This window comes from Ruegeria sp. YTSB088 (assembly GCF_059609825.1).
In genome coordinates, this window is the sequence record NZ_JBXWMM010000001.1 from 414,431 (window position 1) to 429,468 (window position 15,038).

Genomic DNA, 15,038 nt, shown 5'->3' on the forward strand with positions numbered 1-15,038 from the left:
GGATTACGCGTTTGCTTCGCGGATTTTATCGGCTGCTTCCTTGTTGTAACCGACACCGTTTTCTTCAAACAACGTGTCCAGTTCGCCGGACAGGGTCATTTCGGTGATGATATCGCAACCGCCTACGAATTCGCCTTTGACATACAGCTGCGGCACGGTCGGCCAGTCGGAATAATCCTTGATGCCCTGACGCACGTCTTCGTCGGCCAGTACGTTCACGTCGGTGTATTCAACACCCATGTAGTTCAGAACGCCGGCAACACGAGACGAGAAGCCACATTGAGGCATTTCCTTGGTGCCTTTCATGTACAGCACCACGTCATTGGCTTTGACGGTTTCGTCGATCTGGGTTTTTACATCGGTCATTTTGCGTTTCCTTTGCTCTTCGGCATCATAGCTTTGGCGTAGTCTTGAGGGTCTTTGGGGACACGATATTGCGTGGAATGCCCTCCGCCAGACCCGCCTGAATCATAGTTTGCGTGGATTGTGCGATAACCTATCCCAGGAAGCGATCCGCGCTTTGGTTGCGGTTCGTTTTTGGATCGGCTCCAAGCCAATAGCGCGACAAGCACGACAAAGACAGTGACCGCAATTGAGATTACAATCGCATGTTCCATTTTACTCCGGCACTTTGGTGGTCAGCGCCAGCGCGTGCAACTCACCATCCGGGCCATCCATCTTGCCTTTCAGCGCGGCATAAACGGCACGCTGCTGTTGTACCCGGTTCTTTCCGCGAAAGCTTTCGTCCACCACCATGGCAGACATATGAACACCGTCCTGGCCACCGACCTGAATCTCGGCATCAGGAAAGGCTTCGCGTAGCAGGTGTTCGATTTCGTGGGCGCTCATCGGCATGTAGGTAACTCCAGAAGGTCTTTCCCAAGATGTAGAGCGCATGAACCGGCCGTGCAAGGGCGCTGGCTCATGCAATAACAACGAAACCCCCACGGGATAACAGCGCGGGTTTCCATTGGTTTTCGTGTGGCGTTGTCAGGCTACGGCCTCGGCAAAGCTGTTGCGGTAAACTGCGGCAAGTTCATCAAGCGAGGCTTCCGAGCTGCCGATCTTGACCGTCTCGCCGGTGAAACGACCAACCGCATTCAGCGGAACGCCGGTCTGACCGGCAGCAATCATCAATGCCTCGGCCTGATCGAAATTGCACGCAACAAGATAGCGGGCCTGATCTTCACCGAACAGGAACTCAGTCGGCGCATCGTCCAGACACACGCCAACGCCTGCGGCTTCCGCCAGTTCGAAGGCAGCCTGAGCGATACCGCCATCGCTGAGGTCGGTGCAGGCCTTGATCATTTCGCGGTTGGCGCGGATGAAATCACCGTTGCGCTTTTCGGCATCCAGATCGACATGAGGTGCATCGCCGTCTTCGCGGTTGAAGACCTCTGCCAACAGGGCGGACTGACCCAGATGCCCCTTGGTTTCACCTATCACCAGCGCGACATGACCTTCGCGCACCTCGTTGCCGATGACCTCGTCCGAGTGCTGCAACAGGCCGACTGCACCAATGGTGGGGGTTGGTAGAATGGCCTGCCCGTCGGTCTCATTGTATAGAGACACGTTGCCCGACACGATCGGCATATCCAACGCGTCAACGGCGGCGCCGATGCCCTGAATGGCACCGACAAACTGGCCCATGATCTCGGGCTTTTCGGGGTTGCCGAAGTTCAGGTTGTCCGTGGTGGCCAGCGGCTTTGCGCCAACGGCGGTCAGGTTGCGATAGGCTTCGGCCACGGCTTGTTTGCCGCCCTCAAAAGGGTTTGCGCGCACATAGCGCGGGGTCACGTCGGATGTGAAGGCAAGCACCTTGTCGGTACCGTGGACGCGAACCATGCCCGCACCCAGACCCGGCGTACGGACGGAATCCGCCATCACCATGGTGTCGTACTGTTCATAGACCCACTGCTTGCCTGCGTAGTTGGGCGAAGCGAGCAGAGCGCGCAGCCCGTCAATCGGGTCGATCTGAGGCACTTCGGCCAGTTCCTCTGCCTCTGGCGTAGGCTCCCATGGGCGGTCGTATTCCGGCGCGGTAGAAGACAGTTTGGACAGAACCAGATCGGCTTTGACTTCGCCGTTATGCATGATCAGGAAGCGGTCTTCGGCAATCGTTTCGCCAACGATTGCGAAATCAAGATCCCATTTTTCGAAGACGGCGCGGGCCTCGGCCTCAAGCTCGGGCTTGAGGACCATCAGCATACGCTCCTGGGACTCGGACAGCATCATCTCATAGGCTGTCATGTTTTCTTCGCGCTGGGGGACATTTTCCAGATCAAGACGCACGCCAAGGCCGCCCTTGTCGCCCATTTCAACGGCGGAACAGGTCAGGCCCGCCGCGCCCATATCCTGGATCGAGATCACCGCACCGGTCCGCATCAGTTCCAGCGTCGCCTCCATCAGGCGTTTTTCGGTGAAGGGGTCGCCGACCTGCACGGTGGGGCGCTTTTCTTCGATGGTGTCGTCGAACTCGGCGGATGCCATGGTTGCGCCGCCCACGCCGTCGCGACCGGTTTTTGCACCTAGGTAGACGACGGGCATACCTACGCCCGAGGCAGCCGAGTAGAAGATCTTGTCACTGTCGGCCAGACCGGCTGCAAATGCGTTCACCAGGCAGTTACCGTTGTAGGCAGGGTGGAAGCGGACTTCGCCACCGACGCAAGGCACGCCAAAGCAGTTTCCGTAGCCGCCAATCCCTTCGACCACACCATTGACCAGTTGGCGGGTCTTGTGATGGCCGGGTTCGCCAAAGGACAAAGCGTTCATGGACGCGATGGGGCGTGCGCCCATCGTGAAGACGTCGCGCAGGATGCCCCCCACGCCGGTCGCAGCACCCTGATAAGGTTCGATGTAAGACGGGTGATTGTGGCTTTCCATCTTGAAGACCACAGCCTGACCGTCGCCGATATCGACCACACCTGCGTTCTCACCCGGGCCGCAAATCACCTGAGGCCCAGAGGTGGGCAGGGTGCGCAACCATTTCTTCGAAGACTTGTAGGAACAGTGTTCGTTCCACATGGCCGAGAAAATGCCAAGCTCGGTGAAAGTAGGTTCACGCCCGATGATCTCGAGGATCATGTCGTATTCCTCGGGCTTGAGCCCATGTGCAGCAATCAGATCGGGTGTGATGGCGGGCTCTTGCATCTTCTGTCCTGTGTCCAAGTGGGCCGAGATTGCGCGCCTTGTAGGGCAAGCGCGCGCGTGTGGAAAGGGTCAAGACGGCGCAGGTTGCTTCTTTCAAAGAAAAACGGAACCGGCATCACTGCCGGTTCCGAAGAAATGCACCGCAGTACTGGCGCAAATCGAAGGCGTAAACCGCGAAGGTTACGCTGACCCCTGGTCTTTGTTGAGTTGAGCTGCGGCTGCGGCACCTACAGCGGCCTTCTGTTCCGGGGTCAGGTTTTCGGCTTCTTCCTGCCCCGGCATCGCAACACGCACCTCACGGCGGGCAAAGTCGATGCCGTTTTCCTTGAAGGCTGCCTTGACCCGGTTGAAGATTTCCTTGCGCAGTGTGAATTGTTTTCCGGGCTTGGCCATGAACTTGCCGCGGATGATCATGCCGACATCGTCAAAGTCGAACACGCCCTGCGATTTGAAGGGTTGCAGGAAGCCATCCTTGTGGGTCTCGTCGGCCATCATCTCGGCACCGATCTTCTTGAAGATCTTCTTGACCTTGTTGGGGTCGGTATCAAACGGCACGGTGAATTTCAGCTTCATGATAACCCAGTCACGGCTGAAGTTTGTCAGCTTCTGAATCTCACCATACGGGATCGTATGCACGGCACCTCGATGGTGACGCAGCTGCATTGAGCGAACCGAGATCTTCTCGACCGTTCCCATCGTGCCGCCGACGTCGACATATTCTCCTACGCGGAAGGCATCGTCGATCAGGAAGAATACCCCGCCCACGATATCAGCGACCAGCTTCTGCGCGCCAAAGCCGATAGCCAGGCCCAGAACACCGGCACCGGCCAGCAGCGGCGTGATGTTGATGCCTAATGCACCCAGTGCCAGCAGGCCAAAAATCACGGCAATTGTGATCTGGGCCGTTATCCGCATCAGGGGCAAAACGGTCGCCAGACGAGATCCACCGGCACCGCCGCCTTCACCGCCTGCTTCTTCGTCTAGCTCCTCGGCCGCAGTTTGTTCCCTTGCCAATCGACGGTTGATCCACAACGAGACGACCTCGTTCAGGATATAGCCAACGGCGATGATCAGCAGGAACTCAATCACAGCACCGCCGACTTCGGCACCAACACCGGCTGAGGCGACATTGCGCAGGTCAAGGTGCCACGCGCGTGCGATCATGAAAACCACGACCAGGCCCGCGATAACGCGACCAATCCGGATATAGCTGCGTTTCGCAGAACGGTAGGCGCGTTCGGCAAGAGGGCCTTCGCCCGACATGGGGGGTTGCAAATGCCGCACCAAACCACGGATCAGCGTGTCAAGCGCGGGGACGATCAGCAACCAGAACAAGGTTGTGAAATGTGCACCGTTGGTCAGCAACCTCAATGTCGATGGGTCGCGCTGTGCGACCAGAAACTCAACCAGCAGCCAGATCGCCACCGAAACGCCGATGGCAAAATAGGGGTAATAATGCGCGACTTCTTCATCGAACTTCGTATGGTCCGGGTCCGTCCCCAGCATCATTTGCGAAAGCCCTTCGCGAGCAGTCCAGGCGATTACGGCGATATAGATGTGAATTGCGGCGTTCAGCCAGAAGCCAATGCGGGTATCGTCACCCGTGATGCCATTAAGCGCGTTGAACCGAACGACGAACAGCGTGAACCCGATCAGGATCAACAATCCGATCAGGTTGCGATGCAGGTACTTTGCCCAGTGGTCGTCTATGTTGACCAACCGGAATTGAGGTTTCTCCGGTGCCAGAACAAAGCGTGACGCCGCTGCACCCAAACGCGGCACCCAGATAAGATAAAATACAAACGGAGCGGCATAGGTGATCTGTTCCGTTGTCAGAAGGCCGCGGCCGACCGCGCGTATCACGACATAGAATACGATCAGCCCGGCGATTTCCCGGCAGAACCGACGAAACAGGTAGCTGACGGCGCCCCAAAGGTCGGCCTCGTCCGCCGCTTCGGTTGCCTCATGCCAGCGGCGGGTCAGGAAAATAAACAGCTTTTCAGCAATAAACCCGACAACAAGCACTGAGAGGACAAGCCCGAACAGAGTAAAGACACCAGTCGTTCCGAACGTGTCACTAAAATTGCTGAACGCGGTTATCTGTGCCGTGACAATGTTGGGAACGGTGGTCAGAACATGAGTCCAAGACGTGACCATCTCTGCCCAGATATCGCTTATTTCCGTCAACGGGTCTTCTACGTTCGCCTTCTCGGCGGCTTGTTTTTCCGCCACGGCATCAAGGCGTTCCAATAGGATGGCGCGAACCTGGTCATCGGACATACGCGCGACCAGATCGTCGACCTGTTCGGGTGTCAGGTCTTCCGGAATGGTCACGGTAGAAGTTGAACCGGTGTCTTGTGCGTATAGCGGCACCGCCAAGAATAATGCGGAGATGATCGCCAAAACGAGGCGGGGTAGGTGGAACATGTATTTTCCCTCAAACACGAAATTGTATCGTTTTTTTGGGATCATATGCCTATGCGTGTTTTTTTCCCAGAGCTTTCGCTGGTTTAATGTAATGCCCTGGGCAAAAAAAAGGCCGAGCTATAAGCTCGGCCGTAGTCCAACAGGGAGGTATGAAGATGATGAGCGTTTCAGCATCACCGCCTTCGAGTGCTCATTTAGGGGTCAGTTTGTGAACGTTCAAGATAATTAACCCTGTGATCTCTTCATGTCCGATATGCTGCATGCGCATAGCTACAGTTTTCCCATCTGTTTCAGCTGTTTGCGCTGCGCGATGATTTCGTCCTGCACAAAATCTCGGAACGCGCCAACGCGTTTTGAGTGCCGTAATTCTTCCGGGTAGGCCAAGTAAACCGGGACATCTGCGGTTTCGATGTCTGACAGGATGGGCACAAGGTGCGGAAAATCCTGCGTGACATAATCGGGCAGGACACCGATACCCAGATTGTGCAAAACGCCCTGAAGCACGCCAAAATAGTTGTTCACCGTCAGCAAGGAGCCGGGATTATAGGTCATCAGGTGGCGCACCATGGATGCACTGGCTCCAACCTGCGGTGCCGCAGGGGTCTGGCAGATCAGACGGTGGTCCTTGATCTCGTCCAGTGATTGCAGCATGCCGCCATGGGTCTCGATATAGTCCTGGGTCGCATACAACATCATCTGAACTGTCATCAGACGTTTGCGCACCAGATCAGCCTGGCTTGGCTCTTTCATACGGATGGCGACGTCGGCCTCGCGCATTGGCAGGTCAAGAACGCGTTCTTCAAGCATCAGGTCGATGTTCAGATCAGGGTATTGCTCGTACAGCTTGGGCAGGCGCGGGGCTAACCAGAGTGTTCCGAACCCGAAAGTCGTCGTGACCCGCAAGACACCAAAGACCTCTTCTTCGCTGTCCCGAATACGCGCAGCAGCGGCATCAAGCCGTTTGGACATGGCGGATGTGGCGTCGAACAGCAATTCACCCTGTTCAGTAAGAATCAGCCCCCGGGCATGACGGTGGAAAAGAGTGGCATCCAGCGACTCTTCCAGTGCACGGATCTGTCGGCTTACGGCGGATTGAGACAGATTAAGCTTGTCTCCGGCGTGCGTGAGGCTGCCGGCGTCGGCCACCGCGTGAAATATTCTAAGCTTGTCCCAATCCATCGCCGCAACTTTCGTTATCTTTCAGAAGCCCTATATGAAATAGGTAACAAGTTCTACATTCAAAGGACGAAATCGTTACATATCAGTGGATAAATTCTATACAGGTCAGAAATTATGACCTAAAATGAACCTAAGTAAAGCACACTGATCTGACGAGGGGAGACGTCTGATGAGCCAGCCACAGATAACGCTGAACGACCGGTTCGATCTTGAGAAAAACCCCGTTCTTCTGAACGGAACACAGGCGCTTGTGCGCTTGATGCTGATGCAAAAGGCCAGAGACCGGCAAGCGGGTCTTAACACCGCGGGATTGGTCACTGGATACCGCGGGTCTCCTTTGGGGGCCGTAGATCAGCAAATGATGCGAGCCCAGAAGCCGTTGGCCGAAAGCGATGTCACGTTTCAGTTCGGTTTGAACGAAGATCTGGCAGCCACCGCACTTTGGGGCAGCCAGCAGGCGGGTCTGCGCGGCGACAGCAAGTTCGATGGGGTATTTGGGCTTTGGTATGGCAAGGGTCCGGGCGTTGACCGATCCGGTGACGTCATGCGCCACGCAAACATGGCGGGTACCGCCAAACATGGCGGTGTGCTCATGGCGATGGGTGATGACCATACCGGCGAAAGCTCGACGGTGCTGCATCAGTCCGAATGGTCGCTGGTCGACATGTATATGCCTATCGTCAGCCCTGCTGGCGTTCAGGAAATCCTCGACTATGGAATTTATGGATTTGCACTCAGCCGTTTCGCGGGTGTCTGGGTCGGCCTGAAGACGATGAAGGACACGATCGAAGTCACCTCGGTCGTGGATGGCAGTCCGGACCGAATGCAGGTGGTCATCCCTGAATTCGATATGCCGGATGGCGGATTGAACATTCGATTGGGGGACACGCCGCATCTGCAGGAAACGCGCGTTATCGACTACAAGAGGTTCGCGGCCGAGACGTTTTCACACGCCAACAAGCTGGACAGGCGGATGTGGGGTAAACCCGGCGCCAAGATAGGCTTTGTCGCGGCAGGCAAGAACTGGCTGGACCTGACACATGCACTTTCGCTTCTGAATATTGACGAAGCCGAGGCCGAGCGTCTGGGCATTACCACCTACAAGGTGGGGCAGACTTTCCCGCTGGATATGGCCGGTTTCCACGACTGGGCCGAGGGGCTGGACCTGATCGTGATCGTCGAAGAAAAGCGCAAGCTGATCGAGGTTCAGGTCAAGGAGGCCATCTTTGACGACCGGCGCGGACGCCGGGTCTATGGCTGGTACAAAGGCGGTGCCGGGACGTTACACCGGGAAGAACTGTTCCCGACGCGGGGTGCGCTTGACCCGATCATGATCGCTGAAAAGCTGGGCGAAATCCTGATTGAAGAGGGGCGAGAGACTGATGGTATCCGGGCCGGGCTGGCGTCTTTGTCAGAAGCGCGCCGGGCTGACAACGCGCAGGAAATTGCGACACGGCTTCCGTATTTCTGTTCCGGCTGTCCACACAACAGTTCGACCAAGGTGCCTGATGGCAGCCGCGCCTATGCCGGCATCGGCTGTCACTACATGGTACAATGGATGGATCGCGAGACGACCGGATTCACGCAAATGGGCGGGGAAGGCGCGAACTGGATCGGCGAGGCACCGTTTTCGACAACCAAGCATGTGTTCCAGAACCTTGGCGATGGCACGTACAACCATTCGGGCGTTCAGGCGATCCGGGCGGCGTTGTCCGCAGGTACCAACATCACCTTCAAGATCCTGTTCAACGACGCGGTCGCCATGACCGGCGGGCAGGACAATGAAGGTGACCTGACTGCCGAACGGATTGTTGCCGAGGTCAAGGCAATGGGTGTCCGAGAGGTGGCTCTGGTTTATGACGAAAAGGAAGACGTCAACTTCAAGGCTTTGCCCGCCAGCGTTCAGACATTCGAGCGAGCCGACCTCATGCAGGTGCAGGAGAAGTTTCGCGAGATCGAGGGTGTTTCGGTCATCGTTTATGTTCAAACCTGCGCCGCCGAAAAGCGCCGCCGCCGCAAGCGCGGTACATTCCCCGACCCCGACAAGCGGGTGTTCATCAACACCGATGTATGCGAAGGCTGTGGTGATTGCGGCGTACAGTCAAACTGCGTTTCGATCGTTCCGCAGCAAACTGAACTGGGTCGCAAGCGCGCCATTGATCAATCAAGCTGCAACAAGGATTTTTCATGCTTGAACGGTTTCTGCCCGTCTTTTGTGACGCTTGAGGGCGCGAAAATTCGCAAGGAGGCGACGACCGAAATTGATCTGCCGGATCTGCCAAAACCGGATCTGCCGAAGATCACCGGCACGCACAACGTCGTGATTACCGGTGTTGGCGGTACGGGTGTCGTAACCATTGGCGCCATCCTGGCGCAGGCGGCGCAGATTGACGGAAAAGGCGCGGGCATGATGGAAATGGCGGGCCTGGCTCAGAAAGGCGGCGCAGTTCACATCCACTGCAGATTGGCCAACCGCCCCCAGGACATCAGCGCGATACGTGTCGCCACTGGCGAAGCCCATGCGCTGATTGGCGGTGATCTGGTGGTCTCGGCCGGCGCAAAAACGTTGGGCCTGACGCGTACCGGACGTACGGGTGCCGTCGTGAACAGCCATGAAACGGTGACTGGCGACTTCACGCGTGATACCGAGTTCAGCATTCCGACGGATCAGCTGGAACTGGCCCTGCAAGCGCGGTTGAAAGAAGATGTCTCGCTGTTTGATGCGACCGAACTGGCGCGCGCAGTGATGGGGGATTCAATATATTCCAACATGATGATCTTCGGCGCGACCTGGCAGCGCGGACTGTTGCCGGTCAGCCATCAGGCGATATTTGAGGCCATTGAGTTGAACGGCGCAGCAGTCGAACGCAACAAGCGCGCGTTTGATGTCGGCCGTTGGGCGGTTCTGCATCCAGAAGAAGTACAATCCATCCTTTCCCCAACCCTGGCTGAAATGCCCAAGTCACTGGACCAGATCATTGCGTTCCGTGCCCAGCACCTGACGGACTATCAAGGTGCACGGCTGGCCAAGCGGTACCGCAAGCTGGTGGACAGTGTAGAGGACGCGGATGTACGCGAAGCGGTGGCAAAAGGCTATCACAAGCTGTTGTCGTACAAGGACGAGTACGAAGTTGCGCGCCTTCTGCTGACCAGCCGGGAAAAGGCGGCGGCAGAGTTTGATGGTGACTTCAAGATGACCTTCCATCTGGCCCCGCCGATATTCGGAGGATCGGGCGGCAACGGCAGGCCAAAAAAGCGTGCGTTCAGCGAATCCATCATGACTGCGTTGAAACTGTTGACCAAACTGAAAGCGTTGCGCGGGACGCCTCTGGACATTTTCGGGTATTCATCCGAACGCAAGATGGAACGCGCCCTGATCCGCCAGTATGAAAAGGACATGCGCGAAGTTTTGCCCCTGGTGTCGCAGGAGACGCGTGATGCGATTTCCGCTTTGGCCCGCTTACCGCTGGATATCCGCGGATTTGGGCCGGTACTGCGGGAAAATCAGGCCAAAGCTGCCAAGCGGAGAGAGGACCTGCTGGCATCGATCCGCAGCGGTGGGCCTGAATTACAGGCCGCAGCGGAGTAAATCGTCACTCGGGTGTCACGATAGCTGGTCAAAACTGCTGCTTGCATTTATTTTGCGCGCAGCAAAACGGAGCCCTACATGTCTTCTCGCCGTCATGTCGTTCGTGACATCTCGTATGCCCATTCCGCCGAAACCAGAGGGGGGCGGTTGGTTATTAGGATGATGGAAAACACCACGGGCCGGTTGCGTCTGATAAAACGGGCGGACGGGTACGAGAAAGAGGTCGCAAAGGGTCGCGATTTCTGGTCGGTTATGGTCGATCGCTATGGATTGACCTTGGATGTCGTTGGTGGCGCACTGGCGAATATCCCCAAAGAGGGTCCCCTTATCCTGATTGCAAACCATCCGTATGGAATTCTGGATGGCCTGATGATGGGTCACATTTTATCTCAGACCCGTGGTGATTTCCGAATTCTTGCAAATCGCGTTTTCCGCAAGGCCGAAGACCTGAACCGTATCGTTTTGCCAGTTTCGTTTGATGATACAAAAGAAGCGTTGAAGCTGAACCTAGATACGCGAAAAACCGCGTTTAACTACCTTGGGGATGGTGGCGCGATCGGGATTTTCCCTGGTGGTACGGTCAGCACTGGCGTTAATCCGTTCGCGTATCCCATGGATCCGGGTTGGCGCGGTTTTACGGCCCGTATGGTAGCCAAATCCAATGCCACTGTAGTTCCGGTTTTCTTCGACGGGCACACCTCACGTCTGTTTCAGATCGCAAGCCATATGCATAACACACTGCGCATGGGACTGCTGATCAAGGAATTCAAAAAACGTGTCGATACCCCGGTCAATGTGGTGATTGGCGCGCCGATCGGACGCGACATTCTGGACCCGCTGGGCAAGGATACGCGCAAGATGATGGATTTCCTGCGCAAAGCGACGTATGAGCTGTCTCCGACACCGCTGAAGTCGTATGACTATGGCTACGAGTTTGAGGAACGGCATCGCGCCTGAAGGGGCTAATGGCAGTAGGTATCTTTGATTCCGGATTGGGCGGTCTTACCGTCCTGAGCGCCGCGCAGACACGTCTGCCTGACGTTGATTTCCTGTATTACGCGGACAGCGCGCATGCCCCGTACGGTGTGCGCGATGCCGAGGACATCTATCAGCTGACCCGAAAGGCCGTGCAGGACCTTTGGGATCGCGGCTGCAATCTGGTGATTCTGGCTTGCAACACCGCCAGTGCGGCGGCGCTGCGTCGGATGCAGGAAGAAGGCGTGCCCGACGGCAAAAGGGTTCTCGGTGTCTTTGTTCCATTGATCGAAGCCCTGACCGAACGGCAATGGGGCGACAATTCCCCACCACGCGAAGTGGCGGTCAAGCATGTCGCCTTGTTCGCCACGCCCGCGACTGTATCCAGCCGGGCCTTTCAGCGCGAGCTGGCGTTCCGGGCAATTGGCGTGGATGTCGAGGCGCAGGCATGTGGTGGCGTTGTGGATGCCATTGAAGACGCTGACATGATCCTGGCCGAGGCGCTGGTGCGCAGCCATGTGGATGCTCTCAAACGCAAGATGCCCGAACCGCAGGCAGCCATTCTGGGCTGTACGCATTACCCGCTGATGGCCGAAGCATTTCAGGCGGCATTGGGACCTGACGTACAGGTCTACAGCCAGGGAGCGCTGGTTGCTGAAAGCCTTTCGGATTACTTGCATCGCCACCCCAACATGTTGGGTAACGGCCCGGGAGGATTCCTGACAACGGGGAAACCCAATGTGGTGAGCGATCGGGCAACCCAGTTCCTCCGACGACAAATCACATTCGAGGCCGCCTGACTTAGGTCAAGGACGCGGCCGTTCTGCTTTCTTTATTTCAAGGCCGTCGCATCGGCGGTCGTAACATGTGACACACGTTGAGAAGAGGTCTGACATGACCCATAAAATCGCAATTCTAGGCGCCTCGGGCTATACCGGCGCGGAACTGGTGCGGCTGATCGCCGAACACCCGAACATGGATATCGTTGCGCTGGCCGCTGAACGGAAGGCGGGAATGACAATGGCGCAGGTTTTCCCCCATCTGCGCCACATGGACCTGCCGGATCTGTGCAAGATTTCCGAGATCGATTTTTCCCGGATCGATCTGTGTTTTTGTGCCCTTCCGCACAAGACCAGTCAGGAAGTGATCAGTGCGCTGCCCAAGGATCTGAAAATCATTGACCTGTCTGCTGACTTCCGGCTGACTGACCCGGACGAATATGAAAAGTGGTACGGAAACCCGCATACCGCGCTCGAGCAGCAGGAAGAGGCCGTTTATGGCCTGACCGAGTTCTATCGCGACGAAATCCGGGACGCGCGACTGGTGGCGGGCACGGGGTGCAATGCGGCAACCGGGCAATACGTTCTTCGGCCGCTGATTTCTGCCGGAGTGATTGATCTGGACGATATCGTGCTGGATCTGAAATGCGCTGTTTCCGGGGCAGGGCGGTCGCTGAAAGAAAACCTGCTACACGCCGAACTGAGCGAGGGCGCCAATGCCTATGCCGTCGGCGGGACCCACAGGCATCTGGGCGAATTCGATCAGGAGTTTTCCAAACTGGCCGGGCGTACGGTTCATGTGCAGTTCACACCGCACCTTATCCCTGCAAACCGGGGCATTCTGGCCACGACATACGTAAAAGGCGACCCGCTGAGCATCTATGAAACGCTTGCAAAGGCGTACGCGGACGAGCCTTTCATTCAGATGCTGCCAATGGGCGAGACACCGTCGACCCACCATGTGCGCGGGTCCAACTTCTGTCATGTCGGTGTTGTGGCAGATCGGATCGAACGGCGCGCGATCGTGATCGCGGCGCTGGATAACCTGACAAAAGGTAGCAGCGGCCAAGCCTTGCAGAACGCCAACCTGATGTTAGGTGAGATTGAAACCCAAGGCCTGATGATGGCTCCGTTATTCCCGTGAGGATGGTATGAAAACGCTCAAGAAACGTCGCCGAGTACAAGTCATTCTGGTAGCTGTCGTTGCCTTGGTGGCGTCGACGGCGTTGATTGGGTATGCCATGCGCGATGGGATCAACTTTTTCCGCTCGCCAAGCCAGGTGATTGCCGAACCACCCAAACCGACCGAGGTCTTTCGGATTGGCGGCCTGGTCGAAGAAGGTTCGATCATCCGTGGGCAGGGTGAAACCGTGCGTTTTGTCGTTACCGATGGCGGCGAAAGCGTCAAGGTTTCTTTTACCGGCGTCCTGCCTGACCTGTTCTCTGAAAATCAGGGTATGGTGGGCACCGGAAGCTACGTGAACGGCGTGTTTGAAGCCACTGAAATTCTTGCAAAACATGACGAGACTTACATGCCTAAGGAAGTCGTGGACGCGTTGAAGGAACAGGGTGTATACAAAGAGGCCGAAGACAGCTGATCCAACCGGATTTAGTATTGAGGGCGTTGCGCGCGGGATGCGGGCAGCGCCCTTAATCATTCAAGCTTGTTAATCCTTTTTCAGGATCGTCAGCGCCATTCAACGAAATGAGGGCGCCATGCAAACGGTTCGGCAGATTGCCAAGGAAATTGTGCATCGGGAAGGCGGATTCGTAAGCGACCCGGACGATCCGGGCGGGACAACCAAGTTTGGTGTCACGATCCATACTATGCGCAGGCTTGGATTGGATCTGACCGGGGATGGGCTGGTTGACGAAATGGACGTTCGGGCGCTTACTCAGCGCGAGGCAGTCGATATCTTTGTTCAGCACTACTTTGAAAAACCGCGTATCGCGCTGCTGCCAGAGGTTCTGCATGCTTCTGTCTTCGATATGTATGTGAATGCGGGTGCACAGGCGGTGAAAATTCTGCAACGGCTATTGCGCGAAATGGGGTTTGAAGTTGTGGCAGATGGCGTGATCGGCGTGCAAACGGCGCAGGCGTGCGAAGAGGCGGCACAGCCTGATCCCAATGCGCTGCGCGATGCGTACGGCGTGGCGCGGCGGAACTATTACTTTCGGCTCGCCGACAAACGCCCGGCATCCAGAAAATACGCACGCACCAGGTCCGGGGTCAAAGGCGGTTGGATCAAAAGGGCCGAAGAGTTTCTGTCGCCGCGCTATCGTTTGTCGGAAAGTGAATTCAACGAAAGGGTTTCGGCATGGGGCTGATTTCGGGAGTATTGGCGCTGTTGTTCGGGGGCGGTCGCAACGCTGTGCGTGAAACGGTTGAAATATACCGGGAAAACGCTGAGTCTCGTGCTCAGAGAACAACAGAGTTGCAAAGCCAGGCCATGACGCAGTTTGGCGGAGAGTTTCAGGTTGCTGAGAAGGGCCTGTTCGACCGTGTCATGGATGGTGTCAACCGGTTGCCGCGCCCGGCTTTGGCGCTTGGAACGCTGGGATTGTTCGTTGCCGCAATGGTGGATCCACTGTGGTTTGCCGAACGTATGCAGGGCATTGCACTGGTGCCGGAACCTCTTTGGTGGTTGCTGGGCGTGATTGTGTCTTTCTATTTCGGTGCGCGCCATCAGAGCAAAATGCAGGATTTTCAGCGGGATATAGGTGCAGCGATGCAGCGCTTGCCGACGGTCATGGGAAACATAGAAACGGTACGGGCCATGCGCAGCGACAGTCCGGGCGTCGCCGACCCTGGCCCCGATGCCAACCTGATACAGACCGCCTCACATCCCGACGCGAACCCTGCACTGAACGATTGGCGCAGGCTTCGGGGGCGCTGACCCGCGACACTATGTGCTCCCGGATCATGCGAAAGTTAATGG

The 15,038-nt window shown here is 56.8% G+C and carries 12 protein-coding genes; 7 read left to right on the forward strand and 5 right to left on the reverse strand.

Annotation, left to right across the window (positions count from 1 at the left end; all coding sequences use genetic code 11):
- Window positions 1-3: 3 nt before the first annotated feature.
- The 5 genes from grxD to AC2FFA_RS02085 form a co-directional block, all read right to left on the reverse strand.
- Entirely contained in the window at window positions 4-366 is a 363-nt protein-coding gene (gene grxD, locus AC2FFA_RS02065) for a Grx4 family monothiol glutaredoxin (RefSeq protein WP_117869060.1), read from the reverse strand.
- Between the two features lie 252 nt (window positions 367-618).
- Window positions 619-855: a BolA/IbaG family iron-sulfur metabolism protein gene (locus tag AC2FFA_RS02070; RefSeq protein WP_117869058.1), complete on the reverse strand. Its 237-nt coding sequence runs from the start codon at window positions 853-855 to the stop codon at window positions 619-621.
- Between the two features lie 135 nt (window positions 856-990).
- Complete coding sequence (gene purL, locus AC2FFA_RS02075; RefSeq protein ID WP_117869057.1) at window positions 991-3,150, reverse strand: phosphoribosylformylglycinamidine synthase subunit PurL; 2,160 nt, start codon at window positions 3,148-3,150, stop codon at window positions 991-993.
- Window positions 3,151-3,330: 180 nt separating this feature from the next.
- Window positions 3,331-5,577 (reverse strand): mechanosensitive ion channel family protein, encoded by a 2,247-nt coding sequence (locus tag AC2FFA_RS02080; RefSeq protein WP_117872767.1) that lies wholly within the window; start codon window positions 5,575-5,577, stop codon window positions 3,331-3,333.
- A 270-nt stretch (window positions 5,578-5,847) separates the two neighbouring features.
- On the reverse strand, window positions 5,848-6,756 hold the full coding sequence (locus AC2FFA_RS02085) for a LysR family transcriptional regulator (RefSeq protein ID WP_117869056.1): 909 nt from the start codon (window positions 6,754-6,756) through the stop codon (window positions 5,848-5,850).
- Window positions 6,757-6,925: 169 nt separating this feature from the next.
- Between AC2FFA_RS02085 and AC2FFA_RS02090 the strand changes: the two genes are divergently transcribed.
- From AC2FFA_RS02090 to AC2FFA_RS02120, 7 genes are all read left to right on the forward strand, one after another.
- On the forward strand, window positions 6,926-10,345 hold the full coding sequence (locus tag AC2FFA_RS02090) for an indolepyruvate ferredoxin oxidoreductase family protein (protein ID WP_496849653.1): 3,420 nt from the start codon (window positions 6,926-6,928) through the stop codon (window positions 10,343-10,345).
- Window positions 10,346-10,423: 78 nt separating this feature from the next.
- Entirely contained in the window at window positions 10,424-11,302 is an 879-nt protein-coding gene (locus tag AC2FFA_RS02095) for a lysophospholipid acyltransferase family protein (RefSeq protein ID WP_496849655.1), read from the forward strand.
- 8 nt (window positions 11,303-11,310) lie between these two features.
- Window positions 11,311-12,120: a glutamate racemase gene (locus AC2FFA_RS02100; protein WP_496849657.1), complete on the forward strand. Its 810-nt coding sequence runs from the start codon at window positions 11,311-11,313 to the stop codon at window positions 12,118-12,120.
- 94 nt (window positions 12,121-12,214) lie between these two features.
- A complete protein-coding gene (gene argC, locus AC2FFA_RS02105; protein WP_299896830.1) occupies window positions 12,215-13,243 on the forward strand; it encodes an N-acetyl-gamma-glutamyl-phosphate reductase in 1,029 nt (342 codons plus the stop codon).
- A 7-nt stretch (window positions 13,244-13,250) separates the two neighbouring features.
- The gene (gene ccmE / locus AC2FFA_RS02110) at window positions 13,251-13,697 is read left to right on the forward strand and encodes a cytochrome c maturation protein CcmE (RefSeq protein ID WP_299636146.1); all 447 of its coding nucleotides are present in this window, start codon (window positions 13,251-13,253) and stop codon (window positions 13,695-13,697) included.
- Between the two features lie 118 nt (window positions 13,698-13,815).
- The gene (locus tag AC2FFA_RS02115) at window positions 13,816-14,427 is read left to right on the forward strand and encodes a holin-associated N-acetylmuramidase (protein ID WP_117869050.1); all 612 of its coding nucleotides are present in this window, start codon (window positions 13,816-13,818) and stop codon (window positions 14,425-14,427) included.
- Window positions 14,418-14,996: a holin family protein gene (locus tag AC2FFA_RS02120; RefSeq protein WP_496849660.1), complete on the forward strand. Its 579-nt coding sequence runs from the start codon at window positions 14,418-14,420 to the stop codon at window positions 14,994-14,996. The genes AC2FFA_RS02115 and AC2FFA_RS02120 overlap by 10 nt, the downstream gene beginning before the upstream one ends.
- Window positions 14,997-15,038 lie beyond the last annotated feature (42 nt).